The sequence below is a fragment of the Chitinophaga pendula genome (assembly GCF_020386615.1).
In the GTDB taxonomy this organism is placed as follows: domain Bacteria; phylum Bacteroidota; class Bacteroidia; order Chitinophagales; family Chitinophagaceae; genus Chitinophaga; species Chitinophaga pendula.
Window position 1 is genome coordinate 1,953,955 of record NZ_CP077769.1, and the last position, 25,843, is coordinate 1,979,797.

The following is a 25,843-nucleotide window of genomic DNA, read 5'->3' on the forward strand; positions in this document are numbered from 1 at the left end:
ATATTTTGTTTCTCTGTTGTTTTTTCGTTTGCTATAATTATAATGATGCCTGTCTGCCGGTATTATCCAACGCTACCTTCGAGGGTGATGGACAATAGTTTTTGTGCTTCTACAGCGAATTCCATGGGCAGCTGGTTGAGCACTTCCTTGGCGTAACCGTTAACGATGAGGGCTACGGCCTTTTCTGTTTCAATGCCTCTCTGATTGAGATAGAATATTTGATCTTCTCCTATTTTGGAAGTGGTGGCTTCGTGTTCTACGGTGGCGGTATTGTTCCTGGACTCGATGTACGGGAAGGTGTGTGCGCCACATTTATCGCCGATGAGCAGGGAGTCGCACTGGGTGAAGTTACGGGCATTGGCAGCTCTTGGGCCTACCTGTACGAGGCCGCGGTAGGTATTATCGCCATATCCGGCGGAGATACCTTTGGAGATGATGCGGCTTTTGGTGTTTTTGCCGAGGTGGTGCATTTTGGTACCGGTATCGGCGATTTGTTTGTTGCGGGTAACGGCTACGGAGTAGAATTCGCCCTGTGAGTCGTCGCCTTGCAGGATTACGCTGGGATATTTCCAGGTGATGGAGGATCCGGTTTCAACTTGTGTCCAGGATATCTTGCTGTTTTTGCCTTTGCAGATACCTCTTTTGGTTACGAAGTTGAAGATACCGCCTTTACCATCTTTGTCGCCGGGGTACCAGTTTTGTACGGTAGAGTATTTGATCTCGGCGTTTTCGAGGGCGACGAGTTCTACTACGGCGGCGTGGAGTTGGTTTTCATCGCGCATGGGGGCGGTGCACCCTTCGAGGTAGCTTACGTAGCTTTCGTCGTCGGCGATGATGAGGGTCCGTTCGAACTGCCCGGTATTTTGGGCGTTGATACGGAAGTAGGTGGACAGTTCCATGGGGGAGCGAACACCTTTTGGAATGTATACGAAGGAGCCGTCGGAGAACACTGCAGCGTTCAGGGCGGCGAATATGTTATCGGAGTGAGGGACTACGCTACCCAGGTATTTTTTTACCAGTTCGGGGTGGTGTTGTACGGCTTCGCCGAAGGAGCAGAAGACGATGCCCAGTTCGCTCAATTTTTCTTTGAAGGTGGTGACAACGGATACGCTATCGAACACGGCATCTACGGCTACGCCGGAGAGTGCTTTTTGTTCGTTGAGGGGAATCCCCAGTTTTTCGAAGGTAGCGATCAGTTCGGGATCTACTTCATCGAGGCTTTTGAGTGCTGGTTTTTTGCGAGGGGCGGCATAGTAGGATAGTGCCTGGAAGTCTATTTCCGGCATATCGAAGTGCTGCCATTTAGGGAATTGCATCTTTTTAAATGCCTGAAAGCCTTTGAGTCTCCATTCGAGTAACCATTCCGGTTCATTCTTTTTAGCGGATATAAAACGGATGGTATCTTCATTCAGCCCGGCCGGCGCGATATCCATTTCAATATCGGTGGTAAAGCCAAATTCGTATTCCTTATTGGCTATATCATCAATTATTTCGTTGCTGTTTCTCATGATGCGTTATTAATATAATCCTCTACCCTGAACGGCTGTTTAAGTAAGTTGTTTGTCGTAGTGAGCCTGATAATATAATATCTTATACGGCGAAGCTTTCACCGCAGCTGCAGGTGCGGGAGGCGTTCGGGTTGTTGAAGAACAAGCCTTTTCCGTTAAGTCCGTCGGAGTAGTCGAGTTCTGTACCGTAGAGGTAGAGTAAACTTTTCATTTGTACGGCGATTTTTACGCCTTTGTCTTCAAATTTCTGGTCGCCATCCTGGTATTCGTTCTCGAATTTGAGGACGTATTCCAGTCCGGAGCAACCGCCACCTTTTACGCCGATCCTTACGAAGGTTCCTTCCGGATGATTTTCTTTGATCATCAGCGCGTGGATATATTCAACTGCTTTGTCAGAAACGGTGATCATATATTATGCCTCCTATCTAGTACTTTTTATTATAAATGTTGACCATTATGGTACCTGACCCTCAGGCAATGATTAATTATTGCCGGTAACTGGTAAGGGTCTGGATATCATTAAAGTTCTGGCTTCAGCCAGTAACTGAATCATTTTGTCGAATTTGTTCTGGTAATGCGTGGTGAACATTCTCGTTTCCTGATCGAACAGGTGATCTTTCATGATCGGAACGGAGAACGGGAGCACCCAAGCACGTAGTGCTTTGGCGACTGCGTCCATGGCATTGATGCCTTGCATGGCCTGTGTGCCGTCCGCCCAGGACACCAAAGCTACAACCTTTCCTGTTAAATATGGCTTTTCGTCTTTGCTGGTCATTTCGAGCCAGTCGAGGCAGTTCTTCATGACGCCTGTCATACTGCCATGATAGAGAGGGGTGAGCCATATCTGGAGATCGGCCTGCCGGAAGGTATCGCACATATTTTGTACGGCGGGCGTGGGTGTTTCTCCGGTGTATTCAAAGAACGGAATGCTGGCATTAGCCAGGTTAAATATTTGCGGCTGGAACCCATTTTCTGATAGTTGCTTACTGAGATAAGCTGTCAGTTGATTAGCCACGGTATAGGGTCTGCTATCCATTGAACCGCTAAAAATGAGGACGTTCATGTGAGCCGCAATATTTTAAATAAGCTGTTATGTTGTTGTATTAAAACTTTAGCTGCGTTTTATATCTATTTGAAAATCAGTATTTTTATTTCCGGCGCTTACAATTTTGCTTCCAAAAGTATGATGACCTGAGTTCCTGTTATTTTCTTTTGTTTCCAGTATTAAAAGGCTGGTTGCACTAGAGACTTAACACAGCATTATTTTTTTTTACTCCCACAAAATTACGACATTTGAAAATAAAACAAGGTCTAACTTGGAAAATTCTATACATAAAGTCCGGACTGCTGCAGACCGATTTTTGTTGCTGTTGAAGACGCGGGGACCGCAAACGGCTGCCGAGTTGGCAGGTGAGTTGAGGATCACGAGTGAAGGAGCGAGGTTGCAGTTGCTGAAGCTAGCCGATGAAGGGTTGGTGGTGGCTACTACTACTGCGAAGGGGGTAGGTCGTCCTGTACAGCGATGGGATTTGACGGGTTTGGGCCATGCCCGTTTTCCGGATGCGCATGCGGAGTTGAGTTTACAATTGCTGGAGACGATCCGGCATGAGTTCGGTGAGAATGCATTGGACAAGGTGATTGCTGCGCGGGAGAAGGAGCAATTGGAAAAATATACCCAGGCCTTACATCAGATAGTGGACATAGAAGAGCGGATCGCGGTTTTTGCTTCTATTCGTACGACGGAAGGCTACCTGGCGGAGTGGCGCCGGGATGAGGAGGGTTTTTTATTTATAGAGAACCATTGTCCGATCTGTAGTGCGGCCACCAAATGTGAGAGTATTTGTATTTCTGAGCTGCGTACGTTCCGTACGATCCTGGGAGAGCAGGTGAGTATCAGCCGGATTGATCATATAGTGGCGGGCTCCCGCCGTTGTGCCTACCGGATCGTTGTATAATCTTATCATCTTTCCTTTTTTATTACAGTATCAGCACGAGGGTACCTGCCAGGATGAGCAGGGCGCCGATGGCTGTTTTCCAGGTAAGGGCTTCGTGAAGGAACACGACGGCCAATATGATCGTGAGTGCTACGCTCAGTTTGTCGACGGGCGCTACCTGTGCTACTTTTCCTATCTGCAGGGCTTTGAAATAAAACAACCAGGACATGCCTGTTGCCGCACCGGATAGCAGGAGGAATATCCAAGTATGCTTGCTGATGTCGGGCAATCCTTTTGCTTCTCCGCGAACCAGTACGATACCCCATGCCAGTACTAGGATGACGGCTGTTCTGATAGCTGTCGCCAGGTCGCTGTTGACCTCTTTAACCCCGATCTTCGCAAAAATGGCGGTGAGTGCCGCAAAAAGTGCTGAAAGTAAAGCATATATCCACCACATACTATAAAGGTAAGCAAATAGCCATAGACATTTGTCTGCATATGACACGGCAAATGGCGTAATTTCTATGTCTTTGATAATTAGCAAGTTGCAGTTTTGTTGCATATAGGTTGTATAAGCGTTGTATAAGCATTGTATATGCAACTATATGCCTCGCTTATACAATGACTATACGAATGCTATAGGAATGATACAGGAGAGCTATAGGAAAGGTGGAGGGATATGGTATTCACAGGCGAGGGGTATTTATTTGCCCCGGTGGAAGCATCGTTTAAGCAGGACGGTATCTGCGAGGGGCAGGTGGAATATGCTGGTAGGCGGCGCGCGGTTGGAGACGAGGTCATTGCTACCGGCGGAGGTGAAGAGGGCGGCGGTGGATCAGATCTTTTTGCCCAGTATGACTACGCTTCTGGTGATATTATCGAGTACGGCGATATCGGGCATGAAGGCCCATTGTTCGAAGCCCATGGATTGGAACAGTTTGATACTAGGTTCGTTGTGTGCGAAGATGATGCCCATGAGGTTGTTGACGCCTAGGGAGGGGCATTGGTCTATGGCGAACTGGAGGGCTTTGCGGCCCAGGCCTTTGCCTCGGGATGATTTGTGAAGGTAGATACTGAGTTCGGCGGTGCCGTTATAGGCGGGTCGGCCGTAGAAGTTCTGGAGGCTGATCCATCCGGCTACCTGTCCGTCGAGTTCCATCATCCAGAGGGGGCGTCGTTCGGGGGAGTGGGCGTGGTACCAGGCTTCGCGGGAGGCGACGGTTACTGGTTCGGTATCGGCGGTGACCATACGGCCGGGGATGGTGCTGTTATAAATATCCACAATCGCAGGGAGGTCGGCCTCACTGGCATGTCTGAAGGTAAGCATTGTCGGTTTTATTATATGGTTGGTATTCGTAACGAGGGCGCTAAGTTAATTTAATTTTTTTGCGGATAGTAGTAAAAACGGCGGTCTGCGGAACTGGTCGGCCAGTTCGGGCCGTTGTTGTACGAATTGGGGGAGTGGGGTAGGCTCTTCTAGGCGATGGAGGGTGAAGCCGGCGGTCAGTAGTGTGTTGACATAGGTGGCGGTGGTGCGGTGGTATTTGATGACATTGTCTACGAACCAGTTGGTGTGGCGGATGGATTCGTCGTGGTAGTGATCTACGGGCCAATAGAGTTTGTTGCCTGCCTGGTCGGTGATCCATTGTTGTTCTTCGCGGGCGGTGGACATGGGATGTTCGACGGTGAAGGTGAGTTGACCGCCGGCTCGTAGCCAGGTGAACATACGCGCGATAAGTTGTGTGTAGTCTTGTATATAATGAATGGCGAGGGAGCTGATGATGAGATCGAAGCTATCGGGGGGGAAAGAGACGGTTTCGATGGGGGATTGCAGGTAGGTGATGTTGTCGGGGTTATTTTCGTTGGCGGCGGCGGCGAGCATGCGTTCGGAGATATCGACGCCGGTGACGGTGATGGCGCCATGGCTGGCGGCGTAGCGGGAGAAGCGTCCGAAGCCGCAGCCCAGGTCGAGTACATGCAAGCCTTTGAGGTCGGGGAGGAGGCTGTAGATGGCGGGTTCTTCGAGTACGGCATTGAGGCCGCTTTCGGTGGCTCTCAGCTGTTGGTATCCTTCGAAGAATTCGTTGTTGTCGTAGATGTTCTGTTGCATATTACACACAATTGAGGTGATCGTATTCTCTTTTAAGGATGCTGTAAAGTTCGGCGTCGACGAACTGGCCTTTTTCGAAGAAGGCATCGAGCAGGAGTCCTTCCTGGCGGAATCCGAGTCGGCGCAGGAGCCGGGAGGAAGGGGTATTGGCCGGGTCGACGAATGCTTCGATGCGGTTGAGGGCCATTTCGTTGAAGCCATACCGTAACATGCGGTTGACGGCGATGGTCATGATGCCTTTGCCCCAGTATTGGGGAAGGAGGTCATATCCGATCTCGGCTTTACGATGTTCGTGATGGCGGTGGTGGTAACCGCAGGTGCCGATGAGTTCATCTTTGCCTGCGAGGGTAATGGCCCATCTCATGCCTTCTCCTTTTTCGTAGGCGTCGCGGAAGAAGGTGATGATCTCTGCTGCTTCGGCGCTGTTGCTGAAGCTGTCGATATCCATGTAGCGGGTAACGGCATCCTGGGAGAACAGGCGGAAGAGGGAGGCGATATCTTTTTCATCCAGCGGCCGTAGTATTATTTCGTTGGAGGTGAGTACAGGTAGATTGGTCATATTATGCAGGTCTGATGGAAGCGGTAAAGGTACTGCGCTTTTCAGATATGGGAGGCCGGTTTATCATTTGTGAGCGGTGTTTGGCATTTTCTCGCCAGTTTGTTATGAGCGGTGGTGGGTATGTTACGTATGATAAGATTACTGCACCAGGTGTGATTTGACCGGCAGTTCAGAGACACTTTTTAAAAAATTCCCGATTCGCATAGTATCACCACGTATTTAAAGTATTTATTTTCTCGGCCCCTAACATTTAATGACAGGCTGCACCTATAGCTGGGCCACCATCAGGCGTTATACCCCCTGTCAATCAACATATTGAAGATACAAGAGAAAAAATAACCCCTTCAAACCTTCCCAACATGATGAGTAATACTTTAGAGATCATTACTGAATGAGTTAAAGGCGCCGTATAGGGCGGTTGTACTTGGATCTGTGGTCATTGAATGGATCATTCTTGTTATAGCTAGAAAGATAGAGAGTAATAAAGGTGGTTGGATCAATATCCTATGTTATATAATAGCGCTTATTCTTTATTTGCTTTTTGGCAAGATCGTTATTTTCGGGATCATGCTGTGGTCTTATCAGCACCGGTTGTTTACGTTGGGTTTTGACTGGTATATATGGGTGCTGGCTTAATGTGCTTTATGAGCATGCCAGTGAGTACCTTGATACTTTCGTAGGCAAATTAACCTGGCTGGAGAAGATATTTATCACGCCATCGTTGCACAAGGTGCATCATGCGAAGAATTTTATTTACCTGGACAGGAATTATGGGAGGTAGGGATGCGGTGCATTAAAAAATTCCGCATTGCGTAAATGATCGGCTTGGGTTCTATTTATCTTCGCAGGCGCAGAAACAATACTGTTCCAGTACTATGAAGATATTATCTATCAACCGTGCCGCTACGATAGCCTCGTTATTCCTATTCTTTCAACTGAGTAATAATACCCTGGCTGCCGGGCTGCTCTCCGGTTATGAGCTGCCTATGGTCCACTATCAGGATGACGGTAGCATTAAGGGGAAGGTGACTACCAGCGACGGGCAGCCAGCCGAATTTGCGACGATCGTATTGAATGGTAAGAAGACGGCGCAGGCTGGAAGGGACGGTACCTTCCACTTTGAAGAACTGGGAGCGGGGACTTACAAACTTGCGATACTATTCATGGGTCATGCGACGCAGGAAAAGACGGTTGTGTTGAAAGCGGGAGAGACGGCGCATGTTGACTTTACGCTGACTACCAGTGCAAGAGCGCTCAACGAGATATTAATTGTCGGCGATAAATATACTATTACTTCCAAAAAGCAAAGTGCCAGTGTGGGTCGTCTGCCGCTGAAGTACCTGGAGAATACCCAGGTATATAGTGTGATAGATAAAGAGCTGATACGTGAGCAGCTGTCTGTTACTTTGGATGAATCGTTCCGTAATGTACCCGGTGCGGCTCCTGCGAAGACAGGTGCTGGTATTCCGGCATTTTTCTCGCGTGGTTTTGTTACGAGTGATAACCTGCGTAATGGTATGGCGACATTTACGCGTACGACGATCGACCTGGCGACGGTGGAAAGGGTAGAGGCGATCAAGGGGCCTTCTTCCACTTTATTTGGTGCTTCGATGGTTTCATTTGGCGGGTTGGTTAATTATATTACCAAAAAGCCATTTGACAAGACTGCCGGCGAGGTGAGTTATACGCAAGGTAGTTATGACCTGAGCCGTCTTACTGCTGATTTTAACACGCCTTTGAATGATAATAAGACCATGCTTTTCCGAGCGAATGTGGCTTATCAGCAGGAGAATACATTCCAGGACCAGGGGCATGGGACGACCATTGTAGTGGCCCCCAGTATATTGTATAAAGTGAACGACCGCTTCACGGTTCGGCTGGACGCAGATATGCAACGTTATAAAGGTACTTCCAGTACTGCCTGGATCGTATCGCCCGGTATTAATGCCAAGTCATACGATCAGCTGAAACTTGACTACAATCGTTCCCTGATAGATAATTCTTTCAAGGCCAACATGTCTACTAACAACATATTCCTGCAGGCGGAGTATAAGTTATCTGAGCAGTGGACTTCTACCACGAATTATGCGTGGGCGACGGGAGGTTATGATAACATGTACCTGTTTGACATGACCTGGCTGACGGATACTACTATAGCCAGGAGTATCCGTGTACACGCTCCTGACAGAATGGGGCGCAAACATTTTCAACAGAACTTCACCGGTGATTTTAAGATTGGCAGTATGCGTAACCGCCTGGTAGTAGGTGTTGACTTTATGGATCAGTACCGTGACCTGAAGTATAATAATCTGGTACTGGATACGGTGAATACGCTCCGCACTGTCAAGGACGTACGGGTGGAAACGGTAGATGCGCGTCTGGGCACCCTGAATACGCCGGAAACGCGTAGTCGTCAGTATAGCTACGGCGCTTATTTCTCCGATGTATTGAATATTACCAATCAGTTGTTGGTGATGGCGAGTCTGCGAGTGGATTATTTCGACAACAAGGGAACGAAGAACAATCTGACACAGGTTACTACCGGGGACTACAAGCAGACGTCCTTTTCTCCTAAGTTCGGTGTGGTTTATCAGCCTATATTGAACAAGGTGGCGATCTTTGCCAACTATATGAATGGATTTAAGAATGTTCCCAATACTTTGCAGCCGGACGGTGCTGTGACATCATTTAAACCCCAGCAGGCCAATCAGCTGGAAGGAGGTGTAAAGCTGGATCTCTTTGAAAACAAACTGGCGGCAACGATCAGTTATTATGATATTCAGGTAAAAAACAGCACCAGAGGGGAGGTAAGGGGAAGCCAGGTATTTACGGTGCAAGATGGTACACAGGAGAGCAAAGGTGTGGAACTGGAGATCATTGGCAATCCGTTGCCCGGTTTGAATATCATTACCGGCTATGGTTATAACGAAAACAGGTATAAGAAAGCGACGCCGCAACTAGAAGGTAAGCGGACGGTAGGTGCGCCCAGTCATGTAGGCAATATCTGGGTGGGTTACAGTATTTTAAAAGGAGCGGTAAAAGGACTGGGTGTTGGCGCGGGCGCTATGTATGTAGGGGATGCGTTCTATGATCCTGCGAATACTTTTGTATTACCATCCTATACTACCTTTGACGCTACCTTGTTTTATAACACGCCCAAATTCCGGATGGCTATAAAGGGTAATAACCTGACCGGTGAGAAATACTGGGTGAGCGATGGGTTTTATGCCCGTCCGCAGAAGCAATCCAACTTCCTGGTGAGCGTTACTTTTAAGTTTTAACATCGTCATTTACCTGGTCCTGAGAATGGACGCAGGGAATAAGGAGGACAGCGGCCAATAAAGCGGTCGCTGTCCTTCTTATTATGTGGTATTGCAGGAGGACGGGAGGGGGGATTTGTAGTTTCTAATGTAGCTTTAATGTGTGCTAAGCAAAGTATGCTTAGTTTTGGCATTGGAGATTGCTATTGACATATGAAGATATTACTCATAGAAGACGAAGAGAAGGTGGCGGCTTTTATCAAGCGGGGGTTGGAGGAGCAGCGTCATCAGGTGGAGGTGGCTTACGACGGGGAGTCGGGGCAGAAGGCGGCGTTGCTGGATGAATATGATCTTATAATATTAGATGTGATGTTGCCACAGATCAATGGGATTGCGTTGTGCCGGTATATTCGTGACCGGCAGGTGCAGGCACCTATCTTGATGCTGACGGCGTTGAATGCTACGCAGGATATTGTGGACGGGTTGAATGCCGGTGCGGATGATTACCTGGCGAAGCCTTTTCATTTTTCTGAGCTGGTGGCGCGTATACAGGCTTTGAGCCGGCGTAAATTCCCTATTAAGGAGGAGCGTGCGCAGCTGGTGTTTTCAGATCTGCAGCTGGACACGACCACCCGGCTGGCTATACGCAACGGGCAGGAGATTGTGCTGACGGCCAAGGAGTATGCTTTGCTGGAGCTTTTCCTGCGTAACATCGGTAAGGTGCTGTCGCGGACATTGATCGCGGAAGTGGTCTGGGGGCTGGACTTTGACACCGGTACGAATGTGATAGATGTATATATTAATTACCTACGTAATAAGATTGAGAAGGGACATGCCGGTGGCCGGCTGATCCATACGGTGGTAGGAATGGGATATGTAATGAAACTGAAATAAGGAGCTGTTATGAAGATACGGCACCGTTTGTCATTGCAGTACACGTTGATTTCCGGCATTTTGTTGCTGGCGGTATTTGCGTTGATCTATCTGTTGTCTGCCCAATATATCCAGAAGAGTTTTTACCGCACTTTACAGGGGAGGGCGCTGATTACGGCGCAGGTGTTCCTGGAGAAGGATGAGCTGACGAAGAAGAAATTCCGTGAGCTGGAGGAGCGTTACCAGGAGCGTATTCCTAATGAGTCGAGCAATATCTACGACCAGGACGACCGTCCTGTGTTTATCGAAAAGATCAAATATAACTGGCCGGCATCTTTGCTGGAGACGATCCGGCAGCGTAAGATTTACCGGTTCACTATCAAGGATAAGCAGGCGTTGGGGTTATTCTATCCGGACAACCAGGGGGACTATGTGGTGATCATTACGGCCCGTAACAAGAGCGGTATGCAGCAGTTGCAGTATCTGGTATGGATACTGGCCGGTACTTTCTGTCTGGGGTTGCTGATCATCTTTTTTACCGGGCAGTGGTTTGCGCGGCGGGCGTTACAACCGGTGAAACATATCAACGGGCAGATGAAAGTGATCCGGTCGAGCAACCTGGATATGCGGGTATCGAAGAGTCGTAACAGGGATGAGATCGATGAGTTGGCGGACAATTTCAACCAGTTGCTGGAGCGGCTGGAGGCTGCTTTTGAGCGGCAGAAGTCGTTTGTATCGAATGCGTCGCATGAGTTGCGGACGCCGTTGACCACTATCATCGGGGAGATCGAGGTGACGTTGCAGCGGGTGCGTAGCGGGGAGGAGTATGTGGAGACGTTGCAGACAGTGCTGGGGGAATCTGAGAAGTTGCGTATCATCACGCAGGGATTGCTGGAGCTGACGCGGCCGGATGTATTGCCGGACCCTTCGCAGCGGGTAGCGATACGGCTGGACGAATGGTTGTGGGAGGAGCAGACGGCCTGGGCGCAGCGGGTACCGCCGGCGGTGGTGGAGGTAGTGATGGAACATATGCCGGAGGATGCGGCGCAGCTGATCATATATGGTAACCGGCAGCTGTTGCACCTGGCATTACATAATATTATAAAGAACGCGTTTAAGTTTTCCCATATGCGGCCGGTTGGCTGTAAGCTGTCATGGAGTGCGGCGGGTATGTTACTATCGGTATCGGATACCGGTATTGGTATTGATCCGTCGGAGCTGGACAGGATATTTATGCCATTATTCCGGGGGAGTAATGCCCATGAATTTGACGGTTATGGTATTGGTCTGGCGATGGCGCAGAAGATACTTGCTTTACACGGTGCTACTATTACGGTACAGAGCTGGCCAGGCAAAGGCACCACTTTTAACATTTTGTTTGCAGCTAATGGCCGGTTCTAATCTCATTCTAATCTTTTTCTAATGCCCACCTAATACGTCCCATTCATCTTTGCGTCCGAAATAATTATATATGACGCAAAGATTATGGCTGCTTGTTGGAACGATGTTGCTGCTGCTAGGCGGTGGATATACGGCATCGGCACAACAGCGGGACACGCTTTCCCTTACACTATCGCAGGCGCAACAGCGGTTACTGCAGCAAAACCTTCCGCTGCTGATGCAGCAGTATAGTATTGACTCGGCGAAGGCTGAGGTGATCACGGCTAAATTATACGACAACCCGCAGGTATCGTATGAGAATGTGTTGTACAACCACACTAACCGGAAGTGGTTTGATCTTTCTTACGCCGGGGAGAATGTGTTCCAGTTGCAGCAGTTATTCAAGCTGGCCGGTAAGCGGAATAAGCAGATCAACCTGGCTAAGAGTGGTGTGCGGATGAGTGAGTACCAGTTTTTCGACCTGTTGCGCACTCTCCGCTATTCCTTAAGAGATACTTTTTACAAGCTGTATTATGCGCAGCGGTCGCTGGACATGTATGCCAGCCAGATTGCGTCTTTGCAGCGTATTGTCAAGGCATTTGACGAGCAGCATAACCAGGGGAATGTGTCGTTGAAGGATATTGTTCGGTTGCGTTCTATGCTGTATGATCTGCAACATGATCAGCTGGAGCAGCAAAAGGACCTGCTGGAGTTGCAGGCAGACCTAGCGTTGCTGATACGCGTGCCGAGTACTACGGTGATACGGCCAGTAGCGGTGAGGGATGAGCGTGATCCGGACCTGGTGGCTCAAAGGCCTTACCAGCAGTTGCTGGACACTGCTTACGTAAATCGTTATGACCTGCAGATTGCCAAAGAGCAAGTGAAATATAGTGAGCTGAACCTACAACTACAGAAAGCCATGGCTGTACCGGATGTGCAGCTTGGCTTTTCCTATGATAAGCAAGGCAACTTCGAACGTAACTACAATGCGTTGACGATCAGTATGCCATTGCCTTTCTTCAACCGTAACCAAGGTAATATCAAAATGGCCCGTGCTACGCTGGCGGGTGATAAGCTCGGTATGCAGTCGCAACAGGATCAGCTAGAGCAGGAAGTGATGACCAGTTATCAGCAAGCTTTACAGACGGAGAAGCTGGTGACGGAACTGGACCCTGCTTTCATGCAGCAATATGCTACGCTGATGGGCGAGGTGGAGCGGAATTTCCGTTCGCACAACATAGGTCTGCTGGAGTTCACCGATCTGTATGATGCTTACCGCGAGCATGTACTGAAGTATAATGAGCTGCAGTACCAGCGTCATCGTTCTTTGGAGCAGCTGAATTATTCCACCGGTTCCCTCATTTTTCATCCCTGATAAAATCATCTAACATATGCAATTTAATAATAGGCAGTATGTACCTATACTATTCACCTTATTCACTGCGGCCACGTTGGGCGCCTGTAACAGTCAGCCACAGGAAGTGCCGGTACGGCGTTGGGCGCTGACGGATTCGCTGGTGCGGACGTTGCAGATCGATACTGCCACCAATCGTCCGGTAGATCAGGAGCTGTACCTGACCGGTAAGATCTCTGTGAATGAAGATAAGGTCGCGCGCATCTTTCCGATGGTGAGCGGTATTGTGACGGCGGTGAAGGTACACTCCGGCGATTTTGTACAGCAAGGGCAGACACTGGCTGTTATGCGCAGTGCGGAGATGGCCGGATATTCTGCCGATCATTATACCGCGGAGAGTGAGCTGCAGCTGGCGCGTCGTAATATGGAAGTGGCAGCATCTTTTTTTAAGAGCGGACTGAATGCCCAGAAGGATGTGGAGGAAGCTAAAAGTAATTATGCCAAAGCGAAGGCCGCTTATGAGAAATCCAAAGAGATACTGGCTATTAACGGAGGTTCGCAGCAGAACAGTTATCTGGTGAAGGCGCCGGAAGCCGGGTTTATCATCAGCAAAAAAGCGGTAGAGCATATGCAATGGCGGCCGGATAATGCGGACCCGATCTTTACGGTAGCTGATCTGAAAGAGGTGTGGGCGATGCTGAATGTATTTGAGTCGGATATTTCCGGTATACGTGAAGGGGATGAGGTGACCATGACTACGTTGGCCTATCCTGATAAGGTATTTACCGGCCGTATTGATAAGATATATAATGTACTGGACCCTGATAATAAGGTGATGAAAGCGCGGGTGGTGGTAAAAAATACGGACTACCTGCTGAAGCCGGAGATGTTTGTACGTATCCGTGCGGCCAGGCACAGTGATAATGAGATGGTGAGTATTCCTTCGAGGGGGATCATTTTCGACCATGACAAATATTATGTGCTGGTACGTACGTTCCGGGCCCCATTTGTAGAGGTAAGGGAGGTACAGATTGCCCGGACGTTGGATGACAGGAGTTATATCGCAACCGGGTTACAGCCCGGAGAGCAGGTGATCGCTTCCCGTCAGGTATTTATTTATGAAACGCTGCAAGCACAGTAAGCTGGCACAGACCTATTATAATTATGAACAAGATCTTCAAGAAGGTACTGGCTTTCTCGCTCAGCAACCGGTATTTCATATTTTTTGCAGCTGGTCTGCTGGCGGTGGCGGGATATGTCAGTTTTAAACAGATAGGGATAGAAGCATTTCCGGATGTAACGAATACTTCGGTGACGATCATCACGCAGTGGTCGGGTCGTAGTGCGGAGGAAGTGGAGAAATTCGTGACGCGTCCGATCGAGATTGCGATGAACAGGGCGCAGAAGAAAACGCATATCCGTTCTTCTTCGTTGTTCGGGCTGTCGGTGGTAAAGGTGGTGTTTGACGATGATGTGGATGACACTTTTGCCCGGCAGCAGATAAATAACAATATTACCTCGGCGGACCTGCCGGATGGGGTGTCGCCGGATATACAGCCACCATATGGGCCTACTGGTGAGATCTACCGGTATACGCTGGAGAGCAACAAACGATCGGTGCAGGAGTTGAAGACGTTACAGGACTGGGTGGTAGAGCGTAATCTGCTGGCGGTACCGGGGGTGGCAGACATTGTCAGCTTTGGCGGTTCTGTTAAAATATACGAGGTGAAGGTTAACCCTGATAAGGCGGTACAGTATGATATCAGTGCGACAGAGCTTTACCAGGCGTTGGCGAAAAGTAATATTAACGTGGGCGGGGATGTGATCGTAAAGAATGCCCAGGCCTATGTGGTGAGGGGGATCGGTATCCTGAACAATGTGGATGAGATACGTAATATTATTGTAGATCATATTAATGGTACGCCGGTACTGGTAAAAGATGTGGCAAATGTGACGGTGTCTTCGTTACCACGTCTTGGGCAGGTAGGTCGCGACCTGGATCATGATGTGGTGCAAGGTATAGTGGTGATGCGGAAGGGGGAGAACCCTGCGAATGTGATCGAGCAGCTGAAGCTGAAGATCGCGGATCTGAATGAGCGGATCTTACCGGAGGATGTGAAGATCAAGACCTTCTATAACCGGGAGGACCTGATCGACTATGCCACCCATACCGTGTTGCACAACATGTTGGAGGGGATCATCTTTGTAACGGTGATCGTGTTTCTGTTCATGGCGGACTGGCGTACCACTATTATTGTGGCGGTGGTGATACCATTGTCGTTGTTATTTGCCTTTATCTGCCTGCGGTTGAAGGGGATGAGTGCGAACCTGCTTTCTATGGGGGCTATTGACTTTGGTATTATTATCGACGGGGCGGTCGTCATGATGGAGGGGATCTTTGTGGTGCTGGACCGGCGGGCCCATCATATGGGGATGCAGCGGTTCAACCAGCTGAGTAAGCTGGGGATGATACGACGGGCCTGTATGGAGAACGGCAAAAGTATCTTCTTTGCCAAGTTGATCATCATCACGGGGTTGCTGCCCATTTTCGCTTTTGAGAAGGTGGAAGGTAAGATGTTCTCTCCGCTGGCATGGACGCTTGGTTTTGCCTTGCTGGGGGCTTTGATCCTGACATTTACGCTGGTACCGGCAATGGCCAGTGTATTATTAAAGAAGAATGTGCGGGAGAAACACAATGTATTTGTTGAGTTCCTCAACAAGTATACCCTACGTTTATTCGATCGTGTGTTCAGGCGGAAGGGAGCCTGGTTTGCCGGTGCGCTGACGGTGTTGGCTATTGGTCTATATTGTTTCCGTTTTCTGGGAACGGAGTTCCTGCCGGAGTTGAATGAAGGCGCGATCTATATAAGGGCTACGGGGCCGTTGAGTACGTCGCTGGACGAATCGGTGAAGCTGGCCAACGAGATGCGTAAGAAGTTGTTGGCTTTCCCGGAAGTGAAGCAGGTGATCTCCCAGACGGGCCGGCCGAATGATGGTACGGATGCGACGGGATTCTATAATATAGAGTTCCATGCAGACATTTACCCGAAGGATCAGTGGAAGCGGAAGATCACGAAGGAACAATTAGTGGAGAGTATGCAACGGCAGCTAGAGGGGACACCCGGGATATCGCTTAGTTTTTCGCAGCCGATCATGGATAATGTGGCGGAGGCGGTATCTGGTGTTAAAGGGTCTATCGTAGTGAAGCTGTTTGGCGATGACTTTAAGGTGATCGAGCAGCGGGAGGAGCAGATAGAGCGGATATTGAAGACGGTGGACGGTATCGAGGACCTGGGGATATTGCGTAACCTGGGTCAGCCGGAGTTGCGTATCAACCTGAGCCAGGAGAAGATGGCGTTGTATGGTGTGACGACGGAGGATGCGAACTCCATTGTGGAGATGGCGATCGGCGGTAAGGCAGCGACGCGGATCTACGAAGGGGAGAAGTATTTTGACCTGCGTATCCGTTATCCGGAGTCGTTCCGTGAGGATGAGCACTCTATCGGGGATCTGATGGTGCCTACCTTGCGGGGTAGTAAAGTGCCTTTGAAGGAGATTGCGACGATTGACCACGTGGTGGGGCCCAGTATCATATACCGGGATAAGCACCTGCGTTATGGGGCGATCAAATTTTCCGTGAGGGGCCGTGATATGGGTAGTACTATACAGGAGGCCCGTCAGAAGGTAGGTGCGCAGGTGAAGATACCGAAGGGGTATACGTTGGAGTGGGCCGGTGATTTTGAGAATCAGGAGCGGGCGACGGACCGGCTGACGAAGGTCGTGCCGATCAGTTTATTGCTTATTTTCCTGATCCTATTTATGTTATTTGGTAAGATCAAGGATGCGTTGCTAGTGTTGGGTAATGTCCCCTTCGCTATACTTGGCGGGATCTTTGCGCTCTGGTTTACGCATACGAACTTCAGTATTTCGGCAGGGATTGGGTTTATAGCGCTGTTTGGTATATGTGTACAGAATGGGGTGATCCTGACATCGCGATTTAAGAATAACATCCGTGTACTGGGTGGCCAGGCTGATTTCAGTTTGTCGCTGGCGATCCGGGAGGGGGTAGCATCGAGAGTGCGACCAGTGGTAATGACGGCGATGATGGCGGCTATTGGCCTGTTGCCGGCAGCTACGAGTGTGGGAATAGGATCTGAAACCGCCCGTCCATTGGCGAGAGTAGTGATTGGAGGATTAATAACTGATACTTTGTTCAACCTTTTTATCTTCCCGGTTGTTTTCTATTGGGCATACCGTCGTAGTTTACACAAGCCCGGGAACTGATCTGTTTAAATTATTAGATCCGTCAAAAGGCATTTTTTTTGCTTAGTTTTAGTTGTTGATAAGCTCTCCTGCGTTCAAAAGCGTAGGGGAGCTTTTTTATATTAATAAGATAATAATATAAGAATAAGTGATCTTTAATATATTTGAGTAAATCTATGAGCATGAGAATAAGAACTCTACCCTTTAGCGCAAAACTGGCTTATACGTTGATTTCGTTGGTATTGATTGTATATATATGTCATATTGCTGCGGAGATCATTATTCCCCTGACCTTTGCCTTCCTGGCGGCGATCCTATTGTTGCCGCTGGCCAATTTGCTGGAGCGATGGCGTTTTCCCCGTGGGCTGGCGGCATTTGTATCGGTATTTATATTTGTGATCGCGCTGGCCGGGGTATTATCGCTGCTGGTATCGCAGATGGCTTCTTTCATTTCTGACTTTCCTTCGCTGGAGCGGCAGTTACTGCATTCGATAGACCTGTTGCAGGGCTGGATCCATGCACGGTTCCATATAGATGCCACTACTCAGATGGATTACCTGGAGAAGGTGGCGGTAGGTACTTTGGGTACGGCGACCTCCTTTGTGAGCCAGACATTTGTATCTATTTCCAGTATGGTAGTATTTGTGGTATTTGTGCTGCTGTATACTTTTTTCCTGTTATTATACCGGCGGCAGCTGGTTCGTTTTCTGGTACGTTTGTTCCGGGAGAAGCACCAGGAGACGCTGCAGGATGTGCTGGGTCAGACCCGGTTCATTATTAAGAGTTATGTATCCGGGTTGTTGATCGAGATGGTGGTGGTGGCGCTGCTGAACTGTGCCGTATTCTGGATATTAGGTATCAAGTATGCGACGCTGCTGGGTATTATGGCTGCGATGTTCAATATCATTCCTTATATAGGCATTTTTACGGCGATTGTCCTGAGTATGCTGGTGACGTTGACCAGCGGTACTTTTGGCGGGGCGTTGCAGGTAGGAGTGGTGTTATTCCTGGTGCACCTGCTGGACAGCAATATCCTGTTGCCCCGTATTGTAGGGTCCAAGGTGAAGATCAATGCGCTGGTCACTATTGTGGGTGTGGTGTTGGGAAGTATGTTGTGGGGGATACCCGGCATGTTCCTGGCGATACCGCTGATCGCGATTATGAAAATAGCTTTTGAGCATATAGAATATCTTGCCCCTTGGGCTATCTTGCTGGGTGATGATGTGTAATAATACAATTCTTGTATTATCTTTAGCTATGCGCCATGCGCGTATAGCTTAACACGTTATGTAACGTGCGTTCGTCTCCGGATGTACGTGACATTTAAAACCCTGCAAACATGAAAAACACCCTGTATTTGTTGCTGAGCATCCTCGTGCTCAGTGCTTTCCGTAATGTTGGTACTGTTGACGGTAGTGTACGTACCCCTGCTGTACATCCTGACAGCCTGTTGCCTGTTAGGGGATTTTGTATTGCTGCGCCACGGCCGTCGGAGCTGGCGCGGTTCCTGACTTTTGTAGAGAAAGAGCTGGCGACACGCCAGGTGAACACGCTTGTATTACGGATAGACTGGAATTACCAGTTTGCTTCTCATCCGGAGTTGCGTGATTCGGCGGCTTTATCCAAGCAGCAGGTGCAGCAGCTGGTGAAGTTGTGCAAGCGGCTGAACATCCGGCTGATTCCGCAGATCAATTTGTTGGGTCATCAGTCCTGGGCGGGAGAGACGCATAACCTGTTGCGGGTATATCCGCAGTTTGATGAGACGCCGCAGGTGAAGATGCCGGAGAAGTATGTATGGCCTAATCCAGATGGGCTTTACTGTAAGAGTTACTGTCCGCGTCATCCGGAGGTGCATAAGATCGTATTTGAGCTGGTGGATGAGATCTGTGACGTGTTTGAGTCTACGGCTTTCCATGCCGGGATGGACGAGGTGTTTTATATAGGGGAGCAGCAGTGTCCGCGTTGTAACGGTGCTGACAAGGCGGAGTTGTTTGCTGCGGAGGTGACGAAGATCAGCCAGCACCTGGCGCAAAAGAACCGACAGTTGTGGATATGGGGTGACCGGCTGCTGGATGGCAAGACGACGGGGCTGGGGATGTGGGAAGCCAGTTTTAACAATACTTACCGAGCGATAGACATGATCCCGAAAGACGTGATGATCTGCGACTGGCATTATGAGCGTCCTGATAAGACGCCAGTATATTTTGCGATGAAGGGGCTGAATGTGATCACCTGTCCGTGGCGGATGCCAGGCAATGCGGTGGCACAGCTGAAGGATATGTTGCAATTCCGGGAGAGTGCGACGGCGGACATGAAGCCCAGGTTCCAGGGGATGATGCAGACGATATGGTCTGGTGCGGGAGCGTTTATGGATGAATTTTACGGGGTGCGTAAGGACCCGAAAGATACGGTGAATACATCGGCGAACTGTTACCGTACTTTGTTTGCCGAGATTGCGAAGCAATAGTTTTGACACTTATTACGGAAGACGGCAGGAAGGCGAGGGGAGTGATATCCCTTTGATTTCCTGCCGTCTTTCTTGTATGTCAGAGGCAGCGTTTCATGTAGGGGATGTATATCTCGCAGAGGCGTGGGCCGGTGAGGGAGATAAAGAAGTGGTTACCACTCATTTTGAAGATGCCCTCCTGGCAACTGCGATTGATGAATTCGTACATGGGAACGCCGGCGCTGGCGAAGTCCAGCGGCACGGGCAGGCGGTAGTAATATCCACCCGGGAGTTTCTTTCGGAAGAAGCGGAATTCGTCACGTTGCAGTTGTTCGTGAATGGCTGTTTGATCTTTTGGGATGGCGAGGCCGGCGAACATGGAGAGTTTTTCGTAGTTGGTAACCGGAACGGCATCGAGCGTACCGGTGATGAACATGGACTTTTTGATGTCCAGGTGTCTTTTGAGGCGATTGAAGCGTTCTTCTTCGGCGGCCATGCGGATGATCATTTGGGTGATGGGATCCTGGCCGAGGGAGAGGAAGTTATAGTAAAGTGTGGATTCGGGCAGGTAGATGCTTTCGGCCCGGTCTATATTAAAGAACTGGTTGATGGAGACCCCAGCTGCCGCGGTGGCGGCGACGATCATTTCTGTCAGTTCCAATGTACGTTGTTCATTGGGGAGGATGTGAATGCCGCGCCATTTGTTGGGGCTTTGACCATAGTGTTGTGTGAATGCTTTGGTAAAAGCGGCTACGGTGGCATAGCCGGTGCGTTCGCTGATTTCGGTGACGTTGTAGTCGCTGTGTCTAAGGAGGCCGGCGCCGGTTTCGAGGCGATGGCGTTTGACGTATTGTCCGAAAGGTTCGCCGGTGATCCTGGCGAAAGTGTGATAGAAATAAGAATAGGATATGCCTAACCAGTCCGCAACGGTTTTAATATCAATTTGTTCGGCGAGGTTATTATCTGCGTATCCTAATCCATGGAGTGCATAAGCATGCTGGAGTTCAGGAGTGGGCTTCATGTTAATGCAGATGAAGATTTTGCGGTCATGTAAATGTTATATTCCCAATTCCAAGTGTTGTGAGCGATGTATCCTTGATTTGCGTTTCTCAGGGGGCTATCAAAAAGATTTTGATATATGCAATCTAAGCATTGCATTTGAGATAATGAAAAATATATTGATGTTTATCAATATCAGTTATGGATATCGGTTATAGGTATACGTATGGGAGCGGTAGATTTAGGGGAAGTGGATTTTGGGGTGGTGTTGGCGCATAAAAAAAGAGCTGTTTCAACTAGATGAAACAGCTCCTTCAGCCTGTTTGGGTAGCCGATCAGTCTCCCGCTGATGGCGATGGAATAACCCGTGTTTATAAAAATGACAATCTCTTACAGAACATGTTTGTACAACAAAATTATCTCTTTCATTTTTTTCAAATGCTAACTGTTTGTTAACGGCGAAAAATATTTTGCCGGTATCTTCGCTGCCGGGATATAAAAACGGACAATTATGAAGGAACACCAGGTAGTTTTTCAGTTGAGCACGGGGGATATGGCCGTACATAGGGCCTTGTTGCGGCAGTTAGGCAACCTGCTGGTTTATTTTGAAGGACGTTTGCTGAAGGCGGAGGTGGTGGTGCACGGGCAGGCCTATCCTTTATTATCGGAGGAGAGTGCATATAGGGAGGAGATCATGTCCTTGCAGGGGAGAGGGGTGCAATGGCTGCTCTGTGCCAATACGATCCGATCGTTATCTGCAAGCGCCAGCTGGCTGCCGGGCGTACGCATTATCCCTGCGGGTGTGGGGCACCTGGTGGAACGTCAGCTGGAGGGATGGGCTTATCTGCGGGCAGGTGAATAGGCATGCATTTTAAAAACTTGAAGAAAAATTCTAATTTAGCCGCTAATGCAAGGGCTTACAATTTTTTCCGGATTCCTGGCGTTACTAATTAACAATTAACCTCTTAAAAAACTGACACATTGAAAAAGATCACTGGGATACTTTTAGCAGGTATACTATTTCCATTATTAGGATCGGCACAGAGCTGGCATGCCGGCGGATTTTTGGGAATCAGTAATTACAGCGGAGACCTTGTGCAGCAGCGTGTAGATCTTAAATATACCAAGCCCTCCGTAGGATTGTTTGTGAGAAGGGATATCAACCGTTTTCTGACGGTACGGCTGGGTGTACAATACGGGAATATCGCCGGGGCGGACAGTACTAATGAAAGTAAGGATCTGCGTGCCCGTAACTTAAGTTTCCGTTCTGACATATGGGAAGTGAACCTGTTAGCGGAGATCAATTTCCTGGATATTGAAGTAACTGGTTATACGCCCTATGTATTTGTGGGAGTAGCTGGTTTTAGTTTTTATCCTACTACGAAAGACAGTGCCGGCGGAACGGTTCGTTTGCGTCGCCTGCGTACGGAAGGACAAGGCTTACCGCAGTATCCTGACCGGCAGATGTACAACATCAGGCAGGTGTCTATTCCATTTGGTGTGGGGGTGAAGGTGCAGTTGAATGATCTGTGGACGGTGGGTGCGGAGCTTGGTTTCCGTAAGACCTTTACCGATTACCTGGATGATGTGAGTAAGACTTATGTAGATCAGAATACTTTATTACAATATACAGGACCTAATGGGGTGAAGTTTGCGTATCGCGGGGATGAGGTGAATGCGAAAGATGTGCCCAGGGGTTCTTACCCGGTAGACGGGACGGTGCGTGGTAGTGATAAGAATAAGGACTGGTATGTGTTTTCCGGTGTGACGCTCGCTTACCGGTTTGGCGGTAGCGGCGGTAGTCGCTGGGGGCGTCAGAAGGTATCTACCTGCCCTAGATTTTAGTCCGGCATAATGTTTGCTAATGATAGGCGCTAATTTGCCCCATCAAAAGTCCACATATAAAAATGCATCCCGTCTCCTGGACGGGATGTTTTATTTTATGGCACATTTCTTGGATTAATGTTGTCACAGGTAATAATAGCGATGCCGGCCGGACAGGCCGTACGGATCAAAAATCGCGGAGAGAGTAAGAAACGATACATATGCCGGTTGGCGCGCCACTACCTGTCTTTTTCACGTTAACGGGGACGAGCATTTATTATTCATTACAAAAACCACAACGCCAACAACACCGACAACACAAATTTCCCACCATTTACTATTACCATTGTTCGTGTAGCAATGTTCATTCTTTCGAAGCCATACTGAAGAACTAAAATTTCAAACAGCATGAAAAAAGCATTATTGATGTTACTCCTGCTAGGAGGAACTATATCTGGTTCCTATGCGCAGAGAGGGTGGGACCGCCGTTCTTATCCGGACCGTTATGCCGACAATCACCGGGGAAGGGGTCACTACAAAGATTGTGACCGGCGTGATTATCGCCGGTACCGGGAGCGGGACTGTCATTATCGGGACCCGAGAGTCGTATATGTGCGGCCGTATCCTGTGGTGATGTATCCACCGCCGCCGCCACCGCCTCCCAGGCCATTTGGCCGTCCGCGTGTGATCATCACACTGTAGGGAGACGGCTGAATAGATGAATTATGCTATCCAAAGAAGGGTATTGCCTGCTATCGGCGGGCGATACCCTATATTTTTTATTAGCTGATTTTCTAATGAATTGATAGTACTTTTGGGGGATCGTAGCATTTGAATTTATGGCATATAAGCATCTGAAACATTTTATAGACACGCTGGAACAAGCCGGAGAGCTGATCAGGATCAAAACCTATGTGAGTCCTGAGCTGGAGATGGCGGAGATCACCGACCGGGTGAGTAAAATGCCCGGCGGTGGAAAAGCATTGTTGTTTGAGAATACCGGTTATGATTTTCCGGTACTGATCAATTCGATGGGAAGTAATAAACGGATGTGCCTGGCTTTGGGTGTCAACCATCTCGATGATGTGGCACATGAGATAGAGGCGTTGTTCAAACTAATTTCCAAACCGAAAGAAGGTATCCTGGATAAATTGTCGATGTTGCCCAAGCTGGGGCAGTTTGCTTCCTGGCTACCTAAAGTAGTGAGTGGTCGTGGCGCCTGTCAGGAGGTAGTGATGAAAGATCCGGACCTGCATAAGCTGCCCGTGATGACCTGCTGGCCTAAAGACGGCGGTCCTTTTATCACCCTGCCGGTGATACATACCAAAGACCCTAACACCGGCAGCCGGAATGTAGGGATGTATCGTATGCAGGTGTTCGGCAAGGACCTTACCGGTATGCACTGGCATAAACATAAGGTATCCGCCAAACATTTTTCCGAATATAAAAAGCTGCATAAACGGATGCCGGTAGCGGTGATACTAGGAGGAGATCCTGTCTATACCTATTCCGCCACGGCACCCTTGCCCGAGAATGTAGATGAATATATGCTGGCCGGTTTTCTGCGTAAGCGGAAAGTAGAGCTGGTAAAATGTATTACGCAGCCGGAGCTGGAAGTGCCGGCAGATGCGGACTTTGTAATAGAAGGGTATGTAGAACCCCATGAGGAACTGATATGGGAAGGTCCGTTTGGCGACCATACCGGTTATTATTCCCTGGCAGACTGGTATCCTCGTTTTCATGTAACGGCGATCACACATCGTAAAGATGCGGTGTATCCCTCTACGATCGTTGGTATTCCACCGCAGGAAGATGCCTGGATCGGGAAAGCTACGGAGCGCATCTTCCTGGCGCCGATCAAAATGACGCTGGTACCCGAGATCATCGATATGGAAATGCCGGTAGAAGGTGTGTTTCATAACCTGGTCATCTCCAAGATACAGAAAGACTATGCCGGTCAGGCGCAGAAAGTGATGAATGCCATGTGGGGCGCCGGACAGATGATGTTCAATAAAATACTGGTAGTTGCTGATGAGCATACTGACATCCACGATTATCGCAAGCTGGCGCAGGATGTGTTCCGGCACCTGAATCCTGCTACCGATATTTATTTCAGCCAGGGACCGATGGACGTACTGGATCACTCCTGTTCCAAGATGGGATTTGGCGGTAAGGTATGTATCGACGGTACCCGCAAACACGAAGAGGAGATCGACGGTAGCTATTACCTGCCTGCTACCCCAGGTAAGCCGGACGAGGCCGCTATCCGGTCGCAATTCCCTGAGATCAAAGCTATCAACAGCAGCCTGTTGGATCAGGACATCTCCTGTATCCTGGTGGCAGTGGAGAAAAACCGGATCAACCATATCCGGGAGCTGAATGAGGCCTTGTATCAGCTGCCCGCCCTGGCAGGGATCAAAATGGTCCTTTATGTAGAACATACCGTAGATGTGTCCGACCTGCCCTCTGCGCTGTGGCGTTTTTGTAATAACCTGGACCCGAGGAGAGACAGCTTTGTGATCGACCGCCCCATTGCGGATCAGCCGGGTAAGAGACTGGCCGGTATCGGCATGGACGGGACGCTGAAGACCAGACTGCTGGACAACTTCGAAAGAGACTGGCCTAATATCATCGTTGCTGACGACGCGACCATCCGTAAGGTGGATGACAAATGGGCCGAACTGGGTATTGGACCTTTTGTAGCCTCCCCTTCCTTAAAATACAAACATCAGATCTATGGTGAAGAAGCTGTGGTACAACAGTAGCTGCATAATCCTGCTATGCCTTTTTATGACCGATGCTGTTATTGCCCAGGTCAAGCCCGTACAATTCGGTTACCTGCAACGCCTGGAAGGCGTATGGGTAATGCAGACGAAAAGGAGCCAGATCATCGAACAATGGCAGCGCGCCAATGACTCTACTTGGCAGGGACAGAGCTTTCGCATCGTAGGTAATGATACTACCTTGCTGGAGTCGATGCAGATGGTCCGCAGACAGGATGGTATCTTTTATGTTCCTACTGTCGTAGGGCAGAACGACAACCAGCCGGTACGGTTCAAAGTAAAGGTGCTGAAAGCAGAAGGATTTGTCGCCGAAAATCCGGAGCATGACTTCCCTCAGAAGATACTCTACCGTTGGAAAGATGAGCAACACCTGGATGCGCGTGTATCCGGAAAAAGCGAAGGCACCAGCCGGGAAATCATCTTTCAATACGTGAAACAATAGTTTATTACTGCACTAAATAGCTCAAGCCCATAGGTATTACCTATGGGCTTTTTGCTTTAATTCCCTTTTGCGTAAATCAAATTTCCAAATCGATCATCGAGTACAATC

22 protein-coding genes are annotated in these 25,843 nt (G+C 49.1%); 14 read left to right on the forward strand and 8 right to left on the reverse strand.

Annotated elements, in window-relative coordinates; all coding sequences use genetic code 11:
• Nucleotides 1-62: 62 nt before the first annotated feature.
• The 3 genes from sufB to KTO58_RS07565 form a co-directional block, all read right to left on the reverse strand.
• Nucleotides 63-1,508: a Fe-S cluster assembly protein SufB gene (gene sufB / locus KTO58_RS07555; RefSeq protein ID WP_095839968.1), complete on the reverse strand. Its 1,446-nt coding sequence runs from the start codon at nt 1,506-1,508 to the stop codon at nt 63-65.
• 82 nt (nt 1,509-1,590) lie between these two features.
• The gene (locus KTO58_RS07560) at nt 1,591-1,917 is read right to left on the reverse strand and encodes a HesB/IscA family protein (RefSeq protein WP_095839967.1); all 327 of its coding nucleotides are present in this window, start codon (nt 1,915-1,917) and stop codon (nt 1,591-1,593) included.
• A 72-nt stretch (nt 1,918-1,989) separates the two neighbouring features.
• Nucleotides 1,990-2,571 (reverse strand): NADPH-dependent FMN reductase, encoded by a 582-nt coding sequence (locus KTO58_RS07565; RefSeq protein ID WP_095839966.1) that lies wholly within the window; start codon nt 2,569-2,571, stop codon nt 1,990-1,992.
• A 253-nt stretch (nt 2,572-2,824) separates the two neighbouring features.
• On the opposite strand from KTO58_RS07565, the gene KTO58_RS07570 reads away from it, so the two are divergent.
• The gene (locus KTO58_RS07570) at nt 2,825-3,463 is read left to right on the forward strand and encodes a helix-turn-helix transcriptional regulator (protein WP_095839965.1); all 639 of its coding nucleotides are present in this window, start codon (nt 2,825-2,827) and stop codon (nt 3,461-3,463) included.
• A gap of 22 nt (nt 3,464-3,485) precedes the next feature.
• Here KTO58_RS07570 and KTO58_RS07575 read toward each other — a convergent pair whose 3' ends face one another.
• From KTO58_RS07575 to KTO58_RS07590, 4 genes are all read right to left on the reverse strand, one after another.
• Nucleotides 3,486-4,004, reverse strand: a complete 519-nt coding sequence (locus KTO58_RS07575; RefSeq protein ID WP_255408022.1) for an EamA family transporter — start codon at nt 4,002-4,004, stop codon at nt 3,486-3,488.
• 273 nt (nt 4,005-4,277) lie between these two features.
• The gene (locus KTO58_RS07580) at nt 4,278-4,769 is read right to left on the reverse strand and encodes a GNAT family N-acetyltransferase (protein WP_095839963.1); all 492 of its coding nucleotides are present in this window, start codon (nt 4,767-4,769) and stop codon (nt 4,278-4,280) included.
• A gap of 45 nt (nt 4,770-4,814) precedes the next feature.
• On the reverse strand, nt 4,815-5,552 hold the full coding sequence (locus KTO58_RS07585) for a class I SAM-dependent methyltransferase (protein ID WP_095839962.1): 738 nt from the start codon (nt 5,550-5,552) through the stop codon (nt 4,815-4,817).
• Between the two features lies 1 nt (nt 5,553).
• Nucleotides 5,554-6,111: a GNAT family N-acetyltransferase gene (locus KTO58_RS07590; protein ID WP_095839961.1), complete on the reverse strand. Its 558-nt coding sequence runs from the start codon at nt 6,109-6,111 to the stop codon at nt 5,554-5,556.
• Nucleotides 6,112-6,986: 875 nt separating this feature from the next.
• Here KTO58_RS07590 and KTO58_RS07595 point away from each other — a divergent pair.
• The 8 genes from KTO58_RS07595 (at nt 6,987) to KTO58_RS07635 (ending at nt 19,708) form a co-directional block, all read left to right on the forward strand.
• Nucleotides 6,987-9,392 (forward strand): TonB-dependent receptor, encoded by a 2,406-nt coding sequence (locus tag KTO58_RS07595; protein ID WP_095839959.1) that lies wholly within the window; start codon nt 6,987-6,989, stop codon nt 9,390-9,392.
• A gap of 192 nt (nt 9,393-9,584) precedes the next feature.
• The gene (locus tag KTO58_RS07600) at nt 9,585-10,265 is read left to right on the forward strand and encodes a response regulator transcription factor (RefSeq protein ID WP_095839958.1); all 681 of its coding nucleotides are present in this window, start codon (nt 9,585-9,587) and stop codon (nt 10,263-10,265) included.
• 9 nt (nt 10,266-10,274) lie between these two features.
• Nucleotides 10,275-11,645 (forward strand): sensor histidine kinase, encoded by a 1,371-nt coding sequence (locus tag KTO58_RS28825; protein WP_095839957.1) that lies wholly within the window; start codon nt 10,275-10,277, stop codon nt 11,643-11,645.
• 70 nt (nt 11,646-11,715) lie between these two features.
• On the forward strand, nt 11,716-12,999 hold the full coding sequence (locus KTO58_RS07615; protein WP_095839956.1) for a TolC family protein: 1,284 nt from the start codon (nt 11,716-11,718) through the stop codon (nt 12,997-12,999).
• Nucleotides 13,000-13,015: 16 nt separating this feature from the next.
• Entirely contained in the window at nt 13,016-14,119 is a 1,104-nt protein-coding gene (locus tag KTO58_RS07620; RefSeq protein ID WP_095839955.1) for an efflux RND transporter periplasmic adaptor subunit, read from the forward strand.
• Between the two features lie 23 nt (nt 14,120-14,142).
• The gene (locus KTO58_RS07625) at nt 14,143-17,262 is read left to right on the forward strand and encodes an efflux RND transporter permease subunit (protein WP_095839954.1); all 3,120 of its coding nucleotides are present in this window, start codon (nt 14,143-14,145) and stop codon (nt 17,260-17,262) included.
• A 161-nt stretch (nt 17,263-17,423) separates the two neighbouring features.
• The gene (locus KTO58_RS07630; protein WP_157753122.1) at nt 17,424-18,470 is read left to right on the forward strand and encodes an AI-2E family transporter; all 1,047 of its coding nucleotides are present in this window, start codon (nt 17,424-17,426) and stop codon (nt 18,468-18,470) included.
• 110 nt (nt 18,471-18,580) lie between these two features.
• The gene (locus tag KTO58_RS07635) at nt 18,581-19,708 is read left to right on the forward strand and encodes a family 20 glycosylhydrolase (RefSeq protein ID WP_095839952.1); all 1,128 of its coding nucleotides are present in this window, start codon (nt 18,581-18,583) and stop codon (nt 19,706-19,708) included.
• A 79-nt stretch (nt 19,709-19,787) separates the two neighbouring features.
• Here KTO58_RS07635 and KTO58_RS07640 read toward each other — a convergent pair whose 3' ends face one another.
• Nucleotides 19,788-20,708 (reverse strand): helix-turn-helix transcriptional regulator, encoded by a 921-nt coding sequence (locus tag KTO58_RS07640; RefSeq protein ID WP_095839951.1) that lies wholly within the window; start codon nt 20,706-20,708, stop codon nt 19,788-19,790.
• A gap of 489 nt (nt 20,709-21,197) precedes the next feature.
• On the opposite strand from KTO58_RS07640, the gene KTO58_RS07645 reads away from it, so the two are divergent.
• The 5 genes from KTO58_RS07645 to KTO58_RS07665 all read left to right on the forward strand — a co-directional run bounded on the left by KTO58_RS07645 (nt 21,198) and on the right by KTO58_RS07665 (nt 25,735).
• Nucleotides 21,198-21,548 carry a DsrE family protein gene (locus KTO58_RS07645; RefSeq protein ID WP_157753121.1) on the forward strand — a complete coding sequence of 117 codons (351 nt, stop codon included), beginning with the start codon at nt 21,198-21,200 and terminating at the stop codon, nt 21,546-21,548.
• A 119-nt stretch (nt 21,549-21,667) separates the two neighbouring features.
• Nucleotides 21,668-22,531, forward strand: a complete 864-nt coding sequence (gene porG / locus KTO58_RS07650; protein ID WP_095839949.1) for a type IX secretion system protein PorG — start codon at nt 21,668-21,670, stop codon at nt 22,529-22,531.
• Nucleotides 22,532-22,918: 387 nt separating this feature from the next.
• Nucleotides 22,919-23,212 (forward strand): hypothetical protein, encoded by a 294-nt coding sequence (locus tag KTO58_RS07655; protein ID WP_095839948.1) that lies wholly within the window; start codon nt 22,919-22,921, stop codon nt 23,210-23,212.
• 137 nt (nt 23,213-23,349) lie between these two features.
• Entirely contained in the window at nt 23,350-25,275 is a 1,926-nt protein-coding gene (locus tag KTO58_RS07660) for a menaquinone biosynthesis decarboxylase (RefSeq protein ID WP_225860120.1), read from the forward strand.
• Nucleotides 25,276-25,300: 25 nt separating this feature from the next.
• Nucleotides 25,301-25,735, forward strand: a complete 435-nt coding sequence (locus tag KTO58_RS07665) for a DUF6265 family protein (protein ID WP_095839947.1) — start codon at nt 25,301-25,303, stop codon at nt 25,733-25,735.
• Nucleotides 25,736-25,843: the final 108 nt, after the last annotated feature.